Origin of the sequence: Arthrobacter sp. N199823 (assembly GCF_002929705.1) — a bacterium.
Classification (GTDB): Bacteria; Actinomycetota; Actinomycetes; order Actinomycetales; family Micrococcaceae; genus Specibacter.
Window position 1 is genome coordinate 640,484 of sequence record NZ_PJIN01000001.1, and the last position, 14,493, is coordinate 654,976.

The 14,493-nt window shown below is 59.5% G+C and carries 13 protein-coding genes; 9 read left to right on the forward strand and 4 right to left on the reverse strand.

Annotation, left to right across the window (positions count from 1 at the left end):
- Positions 1-21: 21 nt before the first annotated feature.
- From tdh to CXQ93_RS02715, 5 genes are all read left to right on the forward strand, one after another.
- Positions 22-1,071, forward strand: coding sequence for an L-threonine 3-dehydrogenase (gene tdh / locus CXQ93_RS02695; protein WP_104108915.1), 1,050 nt, complete (start codon positions 22-24; stop codon positions 1,069-1,071).
- 107 nt (positions 1,072-1,178) lie between these two features.
- Positions 1,179-2,390, forward strand: a complete 1,212-nt coding sequence (locus tag CXQ93_RS02700; RefSeq protein WP_104108916.1) for a glycine C-acetyltransferase — start codon at positions 1,179-1,181, stop codon at positions 2,388-2,390.
- Positions 2,391-2,462: 72 nt separating this feature from the next.
- A complete protein-coding gene (locus CXQ93_RS02705; RefSeq protein WP_146073143.1) occupies positions 2,463-3,488 on the forward strand; it encodes a hypothetical protein in 1,026 nt (341 codons plus the stop codon).
- A 24-nt stretch (positions 3,489-3,512) separates the two neighbouring features.
- The gene (locus CXQ93_RS20580) at positions 3,513-4,316 is read left to right on the forward strand and encodes a hypothetical protein (RefSeq protein ID WP_104108918.1); all 804 of its coding nucleotides are present in this window, start codon (positions 3,513-3,515) and stop codon (positions 4,314-4,316) included.
- The gene (locus CXQ93_RS02715) at positions 4,313-5,233 is read left to right on the forward strand and encodes a phosphotransferase (protein WP_104108919.1); all 921 of its coding nucleotides are present in this window, start codon (positions 4,313-4,315) and stop codon (positions 5,231-5,233) included. The genes CXQ93_RS20580 and CXQ93_RS02715 overlap by 4 nt, the downstream gene beginning before the upstream one ends.
- Positions 5,234-5,239: 6 nt before the next feature.
- Here CXQ93_RS02715 and CXQ93_RS02720 read toward each other — a convergent pair whose 3' ends face one another.
- Positions 5,240-6,256 carry a formylglycine-generating enzyme family protein gene (locus CXQ93_RS02720; protein ID WP_104108920.1) on the reverse strand — a complete coding sequence of 339 codons (1,017 nt, stop codon included), beginning with the start codon at positions 6,254-6,256 and terminating at the stop codon, positions 5,240-5,242.
- Positions 6,257-6,389: 133 nt separating this feature from the next.
- Between CXQ93_RS02720 and CXQ93_RS02725 the strand changes: the two genes are divergently transcribed.
- Positions 6,390-6,926, forward strand: a complete 537-nt coding sequence (locus CXQ93_RS02725) for a GNAT family N-acetyltransferase (RefSeq protein ID WP_104108921.1) — start codon at positions 6,390-6,392, stop codon at positions 6,924-6,926.
- A 123-nt stretch (positions 6,927-7,049) separates the two neighbouring features.
- Here the strand turns inward: CXQ93_RS02725 and CXQ93_RS02730 are convergent, their stop codons facing one another.
- Complete coding sequence (locus CXQ93_RS02730; protein WP_258068544.1) at positions 7,050-8,219, reverse strand: IS30 family transposase; 1,170 nt, start codon at positions 8,217-8,219, stop codon at positions 7,050-7,052.
- 144 nt (positions 8,220-8,363) lie between these two features.
- On the reverse strand, positions 8,364-9,095 hold the full coding sequence (locus CXQ93_RS02735) for a GAF and ANTAR domain-containing protein (RefSeq protein WP_181036022.1): 732 nt from the start codon (positions 9,093-9,095) through the stop codon (positions 8,364-8,366).
- Positions 9,096-9,553: 458 nt separating this feature from the next.
- Here CXQ93_RS02735 and CXQ93_RS20360 point away from each other — a divergent pair, with 458 nt between their 5' ends.
- The 3 genes from CXQ93_RS20360 to CXQ93_RS02750 all read left to right on the forward strand — a co-directional run bounded on the left by CXQ93_RS20360 (position 9,554) and on the right by CXQ93_RS02750 (position 12,034).
- Entirely contained in the window at positions 9,554-9,976 is a 423-nt protein-coding gene (locus CXQ93_RS20360) for a hypothetical protein (protein WP_146073145.1), read from the forward strand.
- A gap of 427 nt (positions 9,977-10,403) precedes the next feature.
- Positions 10,404-10,685, forward strand: coding sequence for a YegP family protein (locus CXQ93_RS02745; protein WP_062290971.1), 282 nt, complete (start codon positions 10,404-10,406; stop codon positions 10,683-10,685).
- A 350-nt stretch (positions 10,686-11,035) separates the two neighbouring features.
- On the forward strand, positions 11,036-12,034 hold the full coding sequence (locus CXQ93_RS02750) for an alpha/beta hydrolase (RefSeq protein WP_104108924.1): 999 nt from the start codon (positions 11,036-11,038) through the stop codon (positions 12,032-12,034).
- Between the two features lie 517 nt (positions 12,035-12,551).
- On the opposite strand, the gene CXQ93_RS02755 is transcribed toward CXQ93_RS02750, so the two are convergent.
- A complete protein-coding gene (locus tag CXQ93_RS02755) occupies positions 12,552-13,151 on the reverse strand; it encodes a heme-binding protein (RefSeq protein ID WP_104108925.1) in 600 nt (199 codons plus the stop codon).
- Positions 13,152-14,493: the final 1,342 nt, after the last annotated feature.

The window sequence follows — 14,493 nt, forward strand, 5'->3', positions numbered from 1 at the left end:
CGCACCACGAAAGAGCTGCCCATGAAAGCACTGTACAAATCCGGTCCACACGCTGGGTTCGAACTTGTGGACCGTCCCGAGCCTTCCGCAGGGGAGGGTGAAGTCAAGATCCGCGTACACACCACAGGTCTTTGCGGCACCGATCTGCACATTCAGGCATGGGACGCGTGGGCCGCGGAAACCATCAACGCACCACTCATCGCGGGCCATGAATTTTATGGCGAAGTGGTGGCAGTGGGCGGTGGCGTGCACAGCACCAAGGTGGGGGACAAGGTCTCCGGCGAGGGCCATGTGGTGTGCGGAATGTGCCGCAACTGCCGCGCCGGCCGCCGCCACATGTGTATCAACACCATTTCCGTGGGCGTGCAGCGTGACGGCGCCTTCGCCGAATACGTGGTCATCCCCGAGTCCAATGTGTGGGTGCACAAGGACCCGTCCATCACGCCAGAGCTGGGTGCCATCTTCGATCCGTTGGGCAACGCCGTCCACACTGCACTGAGTTTCGGCTTGGTTGGCGAAGACGTTCTAGTCACCGGTGCCGGCCCCATCGGCCTGATGGCCGTCGCCGTGGCCCGCCATGCCGGAGCCCGCAAGATTGCCATCACCGACGTCTCCGAACCGCGCCTGGCCATGGCCACCGCAATGGGCGCCGACCGCGCCATCAACGTCGCCACCACCCGTGTGAAGGATGCGCAACTGGAATTGGGCATGTGCGAAGGCTTCGACATCGGCCTGGAAATGTCCGGCCACCCCACCGCGCTGCCGGAAATGATCGACAACATGAACCACGGCGGCCGCATCGCCATGCTCGGCCTGCCGAGTGAATCGATCGACATCAACTGGGGCAAGGTCGTCACCCACATGCTCACGCTCAAGGGCATCTACGGGCGCGAAATGTTTGAAACCTGGTACGCCATGAGTGCCATGCTCTCCTCCAACCCCGTGCTGCGCGCAGCCGTTGCCTCGGTGGTCACGGACACGCTGCCGGCTACTGAATGGGAGCAGGCTTTCGAGATCGCCCGCTCCGGCCGGGGTGGCAAAGTGGTCCTCGACTGGACCGTTTTCGCCTAGTTTTTACGTACGACGGCGGGACCCCGCCTCCCGCCGTCGTGGATCCCGCCGCACTACTCGCCCCAGCAGCACCAGCACAGACCACTCGCCCCAGACTAAGGATTCCCATGTACACCTCCATGAAAGATGCGCTCACCGCCGAACTGGATGAGATCCGCACCGCCGGACTGTTCAAGACCGAGCGCAAGATCACCTCGGCCCAGTCCAGCCACATCACAGCCGGCGCGCTCGATGGCGCCGGCGCACCCGTGCTGAACTTCTGCGCCAACAACTACCTTGGCCTGGCCGATCACCCGGACATCATCGGCGCTGCCAAGCAAGCCATGGACAGTCACGGCTTCGGCATGGCCAGTGTGCGCTTCATCTGCGGAACTCAGGACCTGCATCTGGAGCTGGAGGCAGCCGTCTCCGCGTTCCTAGGCACCGAGGACACCATCCTCTTCTCGTCCTGCTTTGATGCCAACGGTGGCGTCTTTGAATCGCTGTTCGGTGCGGACGATGCCATCATTTCCGACTCCCTGAACCACGCCTCAATCATCGACGGCATCCGCCTGTCCAAGGCTGCGCGTTTCCGCTATGCCAACCAGGACATGGCGGATCTGGAAATCCAGCTGCAGGCCGCGGCAGCACTCAACAATGGTGCAGGGGCACGGCGCACCATCATCGTCACCGACGGCGTGTTCTCCATGGACGGTTTCCTGGCCCCGCTTGAGGCCATCTGCGATCTCGCCGAGCAGTACGGCGCCCTGGTCATGGTGGACGATTCCCACGCAGTGGGCTTCATGGGCGCCACCGGGGCCGGCACACCGGAGCACGCCGGCGTTAGCGACCGCGTGGATATTTACACCGGCACCTTCGGCAAGGCTCTGGGCGGGGCGTCCGGCGGCTACGTCGCCGGCCGCGGCGAAATCGTCGCGATGTTGCGTCAAAAGGCCCGCCCGTACCTGTTCTCCAACTCCCTGGCCCCGGCCATTGTGGCGGCAACACTCAAGGCGCTTCAGCTAGTGGCCAGCTCGGGCGAACTGCGCAGCCGTTTGTTTGAGAACGCCGCACTGTTCCGCCGCCGCATGAGCGAGGAGGGCTTTGAACTGCTCCCCGGCGAGCACGCCATTGTGCCCGTCATGTTCGGCGACGCTGTGGAAGCTGCCCGCGTGGCCGATGCCATGCTGGAGCACGGCGTGTTCGTCACCGCCTTCAGTTTCCCCGTGGTCCCGCGCGGTGCAGCCCGCATCCGGGTGCAGCTTTCGGCTGCGCACAGTGCGGACGACGTCGAAACATGTGTCCGTGCCTTTGTCGCCGCCCGTGGGGGAGCCGAGTAGTTATTGGCCGGGCGGTGTAATCTGTGAGCTGGTCCGGTAATGGGCTGTCAGCTGTTTTGAGGGGGCCAAACAATGAGTGGACCACAGCCATGGCCGGGCCCGCAGGGCAATGCTGCCGGCCATCAAGGAGCACCGCCACCACCACCCGTGGGCCCGCCTTCACCCGCTGGCCCGCTTCCGCCTGCTGGCCCGCCCAGCGGTGCGCAGCCTAAGGGAGCGGGCAAAATTATTGCCTGGACAGTGGCCGGAACCGTGCTGGTGGGCGCCATTGTGGTGGGTGCTGTCATTGCCGCCAACACGCTCTGGGGCACACCGGCAGCACCCGCCCCGGTGGCAGTTAGCTCCAGCCAAGAGCAGGCAGTTCCGGAAGCTGCCGCGCCCGAAGCCGCCCACGCAGCTCCGCCGTCCGCCACGCCTGCCCCAAGCAGTGTCCCCACGCCTGATACTTCGGGCTACTCCAATGCGGACAAGGCGTATTGCAAATGGCAGGGGAAGGTGATTTTTGTTGGCGCCTCAGATTCCTTCCGCGCAGCAATTTGTGAGATCAACGGCCAAACCACGTATTTGGGCTTGGATAAGAAAACTGGATTGGCCACTGTTCTGCCGGCCTACCGGTCATCCGATTCGGCCACAGCGCACAAAGACAACTACGCCTATAACCTGAATTCCAGCGCGTTCGAGATCACCCAGAACAATAAGGTCATCGCCGAGGAAAAAATGTTGAGCTGGTGGACGCCCAGCGCTCCGGAAATGCAACTTCCTGGCGACTTGGGACTCAGCCAACCCATCTCCTATCCGTCCTGCAATGGCAGCGGCGTCATTATCTTGGGGACGTTCTTCGACCCAGCAACGAATGTAGCAGCCATTGACCGGGCGCTAAAGAACAACCCCGGCTCCATGTACCTGCGCACCGATCTCTCCTGCGGCAACTTCCGCGGTCCCTCGCTGGACAACAGCAACGGAAACTCCATTTATGCCGTGGTCAAGGCCATTCCGGGCAGCAAATCGGATGTGTGTGAGGCCATGAAACAGTACGACGCCGCAGGAGAGTGGCTGGAAAACGGCGTGGACGCGGCTAAGAACATCCAGTGTTCTTAATGCGGGAACTGGCAGGATAGGGATATGAGATTTGCTTGGGATATCCGTGCCCGCGTCCAGTTTGAAGGTGATGCCCATGTCCTGGAGGACAGCTGCGGCTTCAACGGACCCAACGCGTGGATCATAGACGGCGCCACGAGCCTGCTCGAACCCCTGGACTTGCCCGCCGCCTCTGATCCGCAGTGGCTGGCCCAGCAACTGTCCATAATTTTGGCGCAGATCTCCAGCAGTCCCGGCAATCCCGCCACCCCAGACACCCCCGGCCGCGACGGCGTGCGTGGGCTGTTGGCCGCCGCATTGGCTGCGATCGACGTCACCGGATCGGTGCTGGTTGGCGCGGAAAAGGTGCGTTTTCCCAGTGCCGCCGTTTCGCTCGCCCAGCTCTCTGCTGACGGAGTAGAGATTGCCAGCCTGGCCGATTGCACCGTGGTGGTGCGCACGCACGACGGCGCCACTCACCTCGTGCGCGCTGAGCTCGCCGACTCCCGGGTTCCGGACGGGACACCGGAACAACGCCTGCGCCTGCTCCGGCAAGACCGCGAAATGCGCAACACTCCCGGCCGCTTGTGGGTGGCACGGCGGGAAGCCGCAGCAGCGGATCATGCCCACGTTGTCCGGCTCGGACCGCCAGAGATCATGGTGATGGCGAGCGACGGAGCCTGGCGCGCCGTCGACCTTGGTTTGGTCAGTGGACCCGAGGAATTCTTGGCGCGCACCTCCACCACCGTGGACGCCCTGGGCCTCATGCACGAATTGCGCGTCCATCAGGGCCGGATCGGCGAAGTGGCCGACGACGCTACCGTACTGACGCTTGCGCCGCGGCCGTGAATCAGCGGATCACGTGGGCCCAGCTGCCGGTGGCCGTCCGAGAGGGCGTCGAGAATATTTTGGGAGACGTGGTCGCCGAAGCTGCCTCTCAGCCGTTCGGCTTCTCGCCGGGATCGGCTGACCGGGTGACTTTAGAGTCGGGCCGGCGGGCGTTTGTGAAGGCCGTCTGCGCGGACGTCAATGCGAGCTCGCCGGAGCTGCACCGCCGCGAAGCTGCCGTTACCGCGGCGCTACCGGAGGGTGTGGCGGCTCCGGATTTCCTGGGGATGTACGACGACGGCACATGGGTTGCGCTGGTCCTGGCCGATGTTGCGGGCCGGCATCCGCAGGAACCCTGGGTGGAAAGCGAGGTGCGGCAGGTGCTGGATGCAGTGGCTGCAGTGGGGGAGATCGAGCTGCCAGACGATATTGATCTGCCGCTGTATCAGGACTCTCTCCGTGATGCGTTTAGAGGATGGGAAAAACTTCAAACGCGACCCCTATCCGGCATGGACTCTTGGGCAGCCGGGAACATGCCGCGGTTGATTGAATTGGCGCGACAGGGCACCGGATTTCTGGCAGGGGAATCGCTGGTCCATGGAGATCTGCGTGCCGACAACATCCTCTTGACCGATCAAGGTGTGGTGCTTTTGGACTGGCCGTGGGCTGCTCGCGGCGCCGCCTGGGTTGAGGGACTCAGCGTGCTGCTCAACGTCAAGACACTTGATCCGAACGCCTCGGTGGAACACTTCCTGGCCGATCATCGCGTCTTTGCTGAGATACGCCCGCAGGCGATCACTGCCGTCATGGCAGGGTGGGCCGGCTATTTCCTTGACATGTCCCGGTGCCCGGCACCCCCTGGTATCCCCACGCTCAGGGAGTTTCAGCGGCGGCAGGCGGACGTCCTGATCCACTGGCTCCACGCCCGCGGGCTATGAATGTGGCTACAGGGCAATCGTTCTGAACCCCAGGTTGCCGCTAGCCGATTCGGGGGAGTTGGAGCTCCGGGCGGCCAGCCTGTAACGGTTGCAGTAGGAATCGTGGCATAGATAGGAACCGCCTCGCATGACGCGGCCGCGTCCTATGGTGGGGCCGGGCGGATCCGCAACTGTGCCTTGGTTCAGGCAGCTTTTGTAGTACTTGGGCAGGAACCAGTCTGTGCACCATTCCCAGACGTTGCCGCTGGTTTGGAAGAGACCGTAAGCATTGGGCGTGAAGCTGTCCACGGGCGCGGTGGTGAGGTATCCGTCGTCGCACGTGTTTTCTGCGGGAAAGGTTCCCTGCCAGATATTGCAGTGGTGCAGGGTTTCACCGGCGGAATCGGTGCCGTGGAGCTCGTTGCCCCACGGGTAGCGCGAATCGGGCAGGCCGCCACGGGCCGCATATTCCCACTGAGCCTCCGTGGGAAGTGCTCGGCCGGCCCAGGCGCAGTAGGCCAACGCGTCCGTGTGCGATACCTGGGTGACGGGGTGATCTGCCGCGTCTTGCCAGTGCGAACGGGGACCGGAGGGATGGGCCCAGTCGGCGCCGCGAACATTGAGCCACCAAGGAGTCCCTGCGGCCGTGCCCAAAATGTCGGCCGCGTCGGCCTGGACAGCAAGGTGGAAGACCGCTGAGGTGCCGTAGAGCTCGGATTCGGTGCGGTATCCGGTGGCATCAACAAAGGCAGCAAAATCGGTGTTACTCACGGCCGTGGTGGAGATCCTGAAGGCGGAAATGAAAACGTCGTGGACGGGGGTTTCGCCGTCGGCCGGGTAGCCCTCGTCAAAGGGATCGCCCATGGAGAAAGTGCCAGCCGGTATGAGGGCATCTCCACGTACGGTGAGGCCTTCTTGCCCAGCAGCCACCTCATGGTGGTGAGAGCCCTGCGCTTGTGGGACGCTCAGCGAGAAGACTTGGGGGGCGGCTGTGATGCCGGGGGTGTGGCCGTCTCGGCCTTCGGGACTGCAACAGCTAGACATGGGCTCACTTTGGCGCGGGGAATTACGGACGTTTCCACCAGTCTATTCAGAGTTGAACGCACATGTTGCAGGCACGGTTGGCTCAGTGGCGGACATTAGGATTGAGTCTTGGCTTTTGAATGAATAGGTGAATATGAGTCCTTCAACGATCTATCCGTCCGGACCCCGGCTAAGCTACCGCGACTTTGGCGCGCCTGATATCCCCGCTGTTCATGAATACACTGCCGATCCGTTGGTCACTCGGTTCTCCACCTGGGGGCCGAATACTCTGGAGCAGACCACGGCATTTGTTGAAGAGGCCGCGCAGGCACACCTGTTAGAGAATCGCACAGCTTTTTCCCTGGCCGCCGTTTTGGATGGCAAGACCATTGGATCGGTAGGTATTTGGACTACTGATGCGCATGATCGCAACGGCGAGCTAGGTTACACGTTCCACCGAGCGTATTGGGGCAAGGGATACGCGAGCGAGGCAGTGGCCATGCTCCTGAGTTTCGGCTTCACCACGCTTGGGTTTGAGCGCATCACTGCCACGTGCCACCCCGAGAATCAGGGGTCTATTCGGGTGCTGGAAAAGAGCGGGTTCTCTTGGGAAGGGCGGCTGCGTTCGCATCGGCTGGTCCGTGGGAAGCGCCGGGACTCCATGCTCTATTCCATCCTCCGCGGGGAATAGAGACAGGCGTATCATGCGGATCACTGCATGTTTCTACTCTCATCTCAGGCGTCCAATTGAGTTAAAACAGGCTTGCCAGCTGAGTCCGCGGCGTTTCTTTAGGGGAACGGCGGATTCTGGCGGTCATTGCAACAGGAGGGGTTCGATCAGTTCGATCGGTTTCTTGAACTCTAGTCGTTTGCGTGGTCTGTCGTTGAGCTCGGCGGCGACCCAGTCAAGATCCTGGGCACTGTGGATGCTCAGATCAGTGCCTTTGGGGAAATACTGGCGCAGCAGTCCATTTGTGTTCTCGTTGATACCGCGTTGCCAGGGTGAATGCGGGTCGCAAAAGTAGATCTCGATCCCGGTATCCATCTTCACCGTTTTCCAGTCCTGCATTTCGATGCCTTGGTCCCACGTCAGGGAATGCCGCAGTGCTTGCGGGAGTGTTTTGATCTTCGCGGTCAACGCTTCACGCATCTGCTCGGCTTTGTAGCCATCGGGTAGGTGAACGAGCATTGTGTAGTTGGTAGTCCGCTCCACGAGGGTCCCGATAGCGGTCTGGTTACCCTTGCCGATGATGAGGTCCCCTTCCCAGTGTCCTGGTACGGCACGGTCCTCTACCTCGGGTGGGCGCTGGGAAATATTGATCATGTCTGGGATCCGGTTCTTACGCTGACCGGCCTTCCGGGAGGGGCGGCGCACGGCCCGCCCAGTGCGTAAACACGCGGTCAGATCCCGATTCAAGGTGCCCCGGGACTGGACGTACAGTGACTGGTAAATCGTCTCCGGTGACACCCGCATCTCCTCTTCGTCGGGGAACTGGACCCGCAGTCGTCCTGCGATTTGTTCCGGTGAATACTTCTTAGCAAGGTCCTCTTCCACTACTGTACGCAGGGCCATGTTCGTGTGGAGTTTGGCCGGTTTCGGCCGACTGGCACGCTCGTAGGCGAGCATATGAGCCGAGGTTGCCCGATAGGCGGTGCCGGGTTTCGTGTTGCGACGCAACTCCCTGGATACCGTCGAGGCAGACCGGCCAATAACCTCCCCAATCGCTCTCAAGGACAGGCCCTGAGCGTAAAGAATCGCGATCTCTTCACGCTGGGCGAACGTCAGACACCGGCCCTTCAAATTCCTGCCACGGCGAGGTCGGACGCCACCGGCAGCGGCCAAGACAGTGCGCCCTGTACGCCTACTGGTATTAATCGGAATAACGGCATCAGTGATGAAATCACCTGCCTGCATCCCTGCCCAAAAGACCTGCAATAGATCCGGCCGGAAAAGGATTGAATACTTCGCCATATCAACACTCATTCACTAAGTGTTGCAATCACCGCAAGAACCCAAGGAACCCTCACTGGGACGGGTTTGTCGTATCGGGCGTCCTTTTCCGTTAGTGGTGGCGGATTGAGGAGTCGATGTCGTTGTTTGAGGGCTGGTAGGTGGGTCCGGACTGCCTTATGGTTCGAAGTGGGTGGTTGGTGCTTCCAGATCTTTTTCCGCGACCAGGGCTGCTGCGATCTGGCGTAGCTTGATGTTACGTCTGGACGAGGCGGCCTTGAGGATCTCAACGGCACGTTTTTGACTGCAGTTGTTTTGTCCCATGATCATTCCCACGGCAAGGTCAATGGTTGTCCGGGATTTCATCGCTTCCACAGCGTCGGTGGCGGTGTCTTGGTGACGTGCCATTCTCAACGCAATAGCGAAAGCTTGGGAGGCTTCGTCGGCATAGCCTTGTGCGAGGTTCTTCATTTCGGCGGTGAATTTGTGGGGAATCTTGCTGTAGAGGTTCAGCGCTGCCTGGTCTCCCTGCTCGAGTTGGAAGGGGACGGCCAACACCGAGCGGATCCCGCGGTCTACGACGTTTTGGGAATATTCAGGCCAGCGTTCTTCGGCTTGCAGGTCGGGGATGTGTTCGAGGGTTGGGTTTCGTGCAGCATTGAGGCATGGCCCGTCTTTGTAGCTGTATTGAACTTCGTCCAAGTCCTGGGCGTCTTGGCTGCTGCTGGCCACGGTGGCGGCGCGTTTATGCCGCAGCAGTGTGATTCCGCAGAGGACTTCCTCGCTTGCATCGGAGAGTTCATGAACGGCCAGGCGGGTTAGTGCGTTGAGGAAACTTTCAATTTCGCTGGATTCCAAGATTAGCCGCTGTAGATCGCGGCTCTTGGTCACCCGGTGGTCATGTGTCACGAAGCGGCCCCTGCGTCACAGACTTCATCCTGAGCGATGGCCCCAGAAGCGCCCATTTGATGCGGTGCGACTGGGAACCCTCTGAAGGTCGTCTTCGAAGACATGTCTGGGCTGACTGCTTAACCCATCCCTTCTGCCCCAACCTACTCTCAATGCGCGTGTGATGGTGCGGTTTCGTCCGGGTAGTTTTTGCGGCACCTCATTTTGCAAGCCCTGCTCTTGTACACCCCCATGTAGCGGCAACCTTAGGATTCCGCAGTCCAAATGGACACATTCACTGTGATGGATGTAACATGCTAGGCAACAAACCTCATGGTTTATTGCCTAAGACAATGGCAGGGTGGACCACCACCCACATCGGTTATCGCATGGCCGGCATCTATCGGAATCATTCCAGAAAACGATGCCACGTCACGGCGATGACTCGCCAGACTCGTAGGACTGCCAGGAGAAGCTACGTGACGAATGATCCGTTCACCAATCATCATGATGAATTTGTCGACGGTATGGAATCGACATTGCAATGCGAGGGCTGTCAAACGGCCAAGCACTTAATGATCGAATCTATTGGTCCCATCCAGCCGATAGTCGTCGGCCGTGTTGCAGTGGAGTATAGCTGCGGACAATGCGGCTCCTTCTTCGGTCATGACGCCACCGTCCAGCAGGTGGCCAAGCTCCTCAACGCCACGGCCACTGCGCCGGGGATCTTGCATTTCGGGCGCTACTTCATCCATTGTGGTGAGCCGATGGAGGAACTTGGGGGCAGTGTTTCGCATCTCCACCCTCCAGTAGGCGGCCACACCGGTTCTCCTGACCGGGTTTCGCTTCGAACTCGCCGGCTCAAATGCCAGTGTGGATTCCAACTGGAAGTGCCGCTATGAGGCAACTAGGAAGCGACTTCATTCCCAGAGCAACCGTGGAAACGGTCCTTTCGTCAGGAAAATTGGGTCACCCGGGCCTAGTTCGTGCCACATTAGGCACCCGCGAGGTCGGGACGGCGCAGGTCTTAGCCGGTCAATCATGCCAGACGAAGGAGAACCAGTCGGGGCCCGACTCGTTATCGGGTGACCGGTCATCATCCTCCGTCTGTAGTAGCGGTGACCTCCCGGTGGTCGGCAAGCTTCAAGGCGACACTGCCTGGAAACCTGTTCCGATACGGCTCAGCGTCGAATCGATCACCCAGACCAAAGACCCAGGGAACTTTCCGTCCGGGCGAGAACTAGACCAGAGTCAGTTCGCTCGGAAATGGAGTCAGCAAAGGGCCCGGGCATTAACCCATACATCGCCGTCGAGTAAAGAGGAGAAAAAATGACTGGAAGAATCGAACTGCATCAGGAGACGAACGGACGCTACCGGGCAAAACTGGTCGATGACCTTAGAAACATACTCGCCGTCTCCACGGAGTTCGAATCGAAAAAGGCGGCCCTCGACGGCATCTTTACCCTGCGGGAAATTGCCGGCACAGCGCACATCAGCTACTGCAACTCCCAAGAAAATACAGCGGAACACGCACTCCGTGGCCCCACCCCGGAAAGTCTGAAACCGCTCCTACCCACGACACTACCGAAAGAATTCTGGCCTAACCGGTAGCAGCCAACGGGTGGCTAGGGGACACAAAAACTGTCGATCGATAGCGGATCGGCACTGGCCAGCCCATGAAGCAGCCCACAAACCTGTCTTCCACGGGAACGCTGAGCGGACATGACCAATAGCGTGAAGTGCTGCCTCTCGTTGAGTCGTTCCATCATGGAAGTATTTTTAATTGGGTAATTTCATTCCAAAAATCTTCCACGTCGGCAACACCGTCCGGCGACTCATAGCGCTCTGTTCTTGTGAACGCCTAACTGCCCGTGCCGAAAATTTTCTCATCCCAGCCGTGCGCAAGGTGCCTCTGAGAGGGAGAATGAAGTCCAGTATTTGCCATCAGTTTGGAGCGAAAAATGACCATTGAGGAATCAAATACACCCGCAGAATTAGCAGCCGGGAGTAATCGGGCCACAACCCGCATCGATACGTTCTTTTACTGGGCTGTCCGCAGTGTATCCACCCTTGGCGTTGCTGTTACCGTCTGGGCGGCCATCTCCACCGGTGGAATGCTCGTCCATGGGCACCCCGCATATGCAATTCTCTTGGGAATTGTTTTCATCAGCTGTGCGGTGGTTGCCGCACGCTCCTGGCTTGCTCGCGCAGACACCCGCCGCAGGTTTAAAGTCATGCGGGGGATCGGCCTAGTGGTCTCGTGTGTGGTCTTGGCTCTTATCTGGTGGCTGGTTCCCTACAGCGCCGCACCTCCTGCCCTCGCGGCCATGACATCTGATGACACCGTCACCGTCACCGAGACCCCGAGCCAGATAGTGATGACACCAACAGGTACCGCAAGCGAGGTGGGGGTGTTCTTCCAGCCTGGAGCCCTCGTTGATGCCAGAGCCTATGCCGCTGTCTTGCGACCGCTGGCCAAGAGTGGCCGCATTGTGGTCATTCCGAAGCAGCCGTTCGGTATCGCTTTTCTGTCCACCGGCGCATTCACCTCAGCACGAACCCAGCACCCGCCCGTAGAGCGTTGGGTACTCGGTGGCCATTCACTCGGTGGCGTCGTCGCCGCCAATGATGCCCAAGCTTTCTCTCAAGAACCCGGTGACCTTGTGGCCGGCGTTCTGTTTTTCGCGTCCTACCCAGCGTCAGATATGAGCACGTTACCTATACCGGTGCTCTCAATCTCAGCATCCAACGACGGATTGGCTACGCCAGAAAAAATCAATGCCGCAAAAGCTACCCTTCCGAGGGACACCACCTACTCGGTAATCGAAGGTGGTGTTCACGCAAACTTCGGTGACTACGGGCCACAGGCTAGCGACGGAAAACCAACCATTTCCAGCGATGACGCTCGCACAGAAATTTCACGTGCCAGCCTCGCATTTGTAGAATCACTCAGCAAGTAACACCTACAGTTCCACGGCGGACTGACTCCGAGCCATGGACCGCCGGGAAACCGGTGCCGTCTCTACGCCTGCAGAACCAAGAGTTGAAGCCCACGTGTCAGTTATCGGCAATTCCTCTCTCCAATAGAGCGCGGATCGCGGTTCTCGATCGCAGTCGTTCTTGCCACGAACGAGCATTTAGTGCAGGTCATCTATTAGGAGCCGGTTCATAGCCAAGGTGTCAGCTGGATCTCCAGGAGAGCCTCCCGTGCATCGACCTCCCGGTCAACTGGTACTTCTCAGCTGCCCTCCGGGTCGGTCGGAGAAGCCGCCACTAAAGTGCGCCAGGAGGGAGCAGACGATGTCGTGTCACCATTTTTGTCCGGCGCGGACATTATTCTGCGGTCTCCGTATCCCTCGCCTCCGTCGCTGGGATTAGCCCCTTGGATAAGCCGCGGCAATGCACGCCACTTCAATCGGCGGCCGCTGGCTTCAACAGTCATAGCACCTTCTAAAATATCCGGGTGTCTAAGTAGTGCTATTCCTTGCCACTTGGGCTAGGTTCTTCAAGATCGAGGAGGATCTCGTTATGACGCACGAACCATGGCTTGAACGGCGGATCAAATCTGGCGAATCGAGGTGTTCCCAGTGAGGTCAGTCCGGTTTCCTTCAGGGCAGTTCTCAGCATCTGTAGGTGCTGCTGATAGTTCCGAGTGCTCCAGCCGCCACTGAACCGGATAACTGCCGCGAGGCCGGCGGGGACCGGTCTCAGGTGAACGTTCGGGTTTGTGGGTGAAGGCGCGTTCTGCAGCGTGAAACCTTCCGGCAAAACGAAAGCAATCCGGAACTTTGGTGTCCTCTGATTCTCGTCTTGAGTCGCAAACGCCTGCTGCAGAACCGGAGCGGTCATCTCCAGCCGTTCTGAGGAGAGGTCCTGCACCACGGGCGCGGTCATCGAGATTTTTTGGGTGGCTTGGTTCTCTCCGCTGATATAGGCGAATAGGTAGCGGAACCCGCGATTGCCGGCGCCTTCAAAGCTCCCCCCGCTTTCGATCTCGGCAAGTAGGTGCTCGGGATAGCGGCGCACCTCAAACTGATCGTATTCTTGAACCACTTGGTAGGGCTGTTTTTCAGTCATTCCACCACCGTACTCCGGCAATGCCGGGCTACGGCTGATACAGAACCCTGCGGAGTATTTGGGACTGCCCCGGCATTCATTCCGAGTTAGATCCTAACCAGACCCGCCGCGCAAATGATAGATCTAGACCGAGCTGGGACCCTTCAGCACCAGAAGAGTAACGCGCCCTCGAACAGGGAAGCATGCAGTGGGCCAGGAAACCTGGGCATTCGAGCCGAAACGGCCCGCTCTGACTGCCCAGGATTACAAACGACGAAAAGTATCACCGCATGTCAGTGCATGTTGAGCATTCAAAACCCATCATTAGATATCAACGTCTAACACCCTTCCCTCTTCACCAACGGGACTGTCCCGGCGTAGCCAGGTTTAATGGGCCCAGACCAAATACGCGCCCTATATGTAGGGGCATCCGAATGTTCACCGACGTTGTGCTCGGGCATCCAGTGAACGTCCGTCTCCTCACAGTAGGGCATCTCTCGATTGACGAGAATGGATCGTGGAAGATCTATGCATTATTAGAAGTCGGCGGCACAAATATCAGCACTCGTCTGCACGGCCATACCGCGTACGTAGGACAATCCTTCTGGGGGACAATGGATGGCAACAAGAACTTGGTCAGACCGGATCCTCATGGCGCGATAGCAGCACCGGCGGGGCGGGTGCCGGCTGGTAGGTTCGTTCAATGAAGATGTTCCGGTACGTATATGTAGCCACTTTCCTTTTTGCTGTGGCGATCGCGTTCATCGTGGACCTGCCTATGTGGGCGAAACTTGCTGTTCTTACCTGGACTGCGGTCCCAGCTCTAATTAACGAGTACCAGTTAAGGAAGCAAGCCGCTGCTGCTGCGGAGGGGGCTAATCACTCCTCGAATGCTCTGCCAGATCAGATGCTGCACGCTTACAAAGAAAGTTCCTAGGCAGCGACCACTCGCCCGAAACGGGAACGGTCTACGGGACCAATGGTCCGGGCTCAGTGTGCCCACATGAAGAGTGGAGTAAAGGCGACGTTCGCCTGGTTATGAATCAACTCGGTAGGGTAGCTGTAGAAATCAAGCGCGAGGGGAAAGCGTTGTGAGGAAGATTGGCATTGTCATCGCTGCGATCGTTGTGGCCCTGGTGGCTGGATTTTTGCTGATTCCGCCCATCCCTGCGAACCCGGTAATCAGCGCGTTAGACCGTGACGCAACGCCGTCCGATGCCGTCCCCACTGGTGTTCCACCCTTCTCGTTCGGAGAATCCACGACCAGGCTTTTGGCCACACATGGCGGAATCCGGTATTTCGTAGGTCAAGCCGCGGACGCAACGGCAACCTGTTTGACCATTTATCCTGATCAGCAACCAGC

What these genes read in the sequence shown, in the direction of transcription:
- CXQ93_RS02750 (WP_104108924.1), top strand. Translation starts at nt 11,036, where the DNA reads ATGACCATTGAGGAATCAAATACACCCGCAGAATTAGCAGCCGGGAGT.
- CXQ93_RS02755 (WP_104108925.1), bottom strand. Translation starts at nt 13,151, where the DNA reads ATGACTGAAAAACAGCCCTACCAAGTGGTTCAAGAATACGATCAGTTT.
- CXQ93_RS02720 (WP_104108920.1), bottom strand. Translation starts at nt 6,256, where the DNA reads ATGTCTAGCTGTTGCAGTCCCGAAGGCCGAGACGGCCACACCCCCGGC.
- CXQ93_RS20580 (WP_104108918.1), top strand. Translation starts at nt 3,513, where the DNA reads ATGAGATTTGCTTGGGATATCCGTGCCCGCGTCCAGTTTGAAGGTGAT.
- CXQ93_RS02730 (WP_258068544.1), bottom strand. Translation starts at nt 8,219, where the DNA reads ATGAGTGTTGATATGGCGAAGTATTCAATCCTTTTCCGGCCGGATCTA.
- CXQ93_RS02745 (WP_062290971.1), top strand. Translation starts at nt 10,404, where the DNA reads ATGACTGGAAGAATCGAACTGCATCAGGAGACGAACGGACGCTACCGG.
- CXQ93_RS02700 (WP_104108916.1), top strand. Translation starts at nt 1,179, where the DNA reads ATGTACACCTCCATGAAAGATGCGCTCACCGCCGAACTGGATGAGATC.
- CXQ93_RS02705 (WP_146073143.1), top strand. Translation starts at nt 2,463, where the DNA reads ATGAGTGGACCACAGCCATGGCCGGGCCCGCAGGGCAATGCTGCCGGC.
- CXQ93_RS02725 (WP_104108921.1), top strand. Translation starts at nt 6,390, where the DNA reads ATGAGTCCTTCAACGATCTATCCGTCCGGACCCCGGCTAAGCTACCGC.
- tdh (WP_104108915.1), top strand. Translation starts at nt 22, where the DNA reads ATGAAAGCACTGTACAAATCCGGTCCACACGCTGGGTTCGAACTTGTG.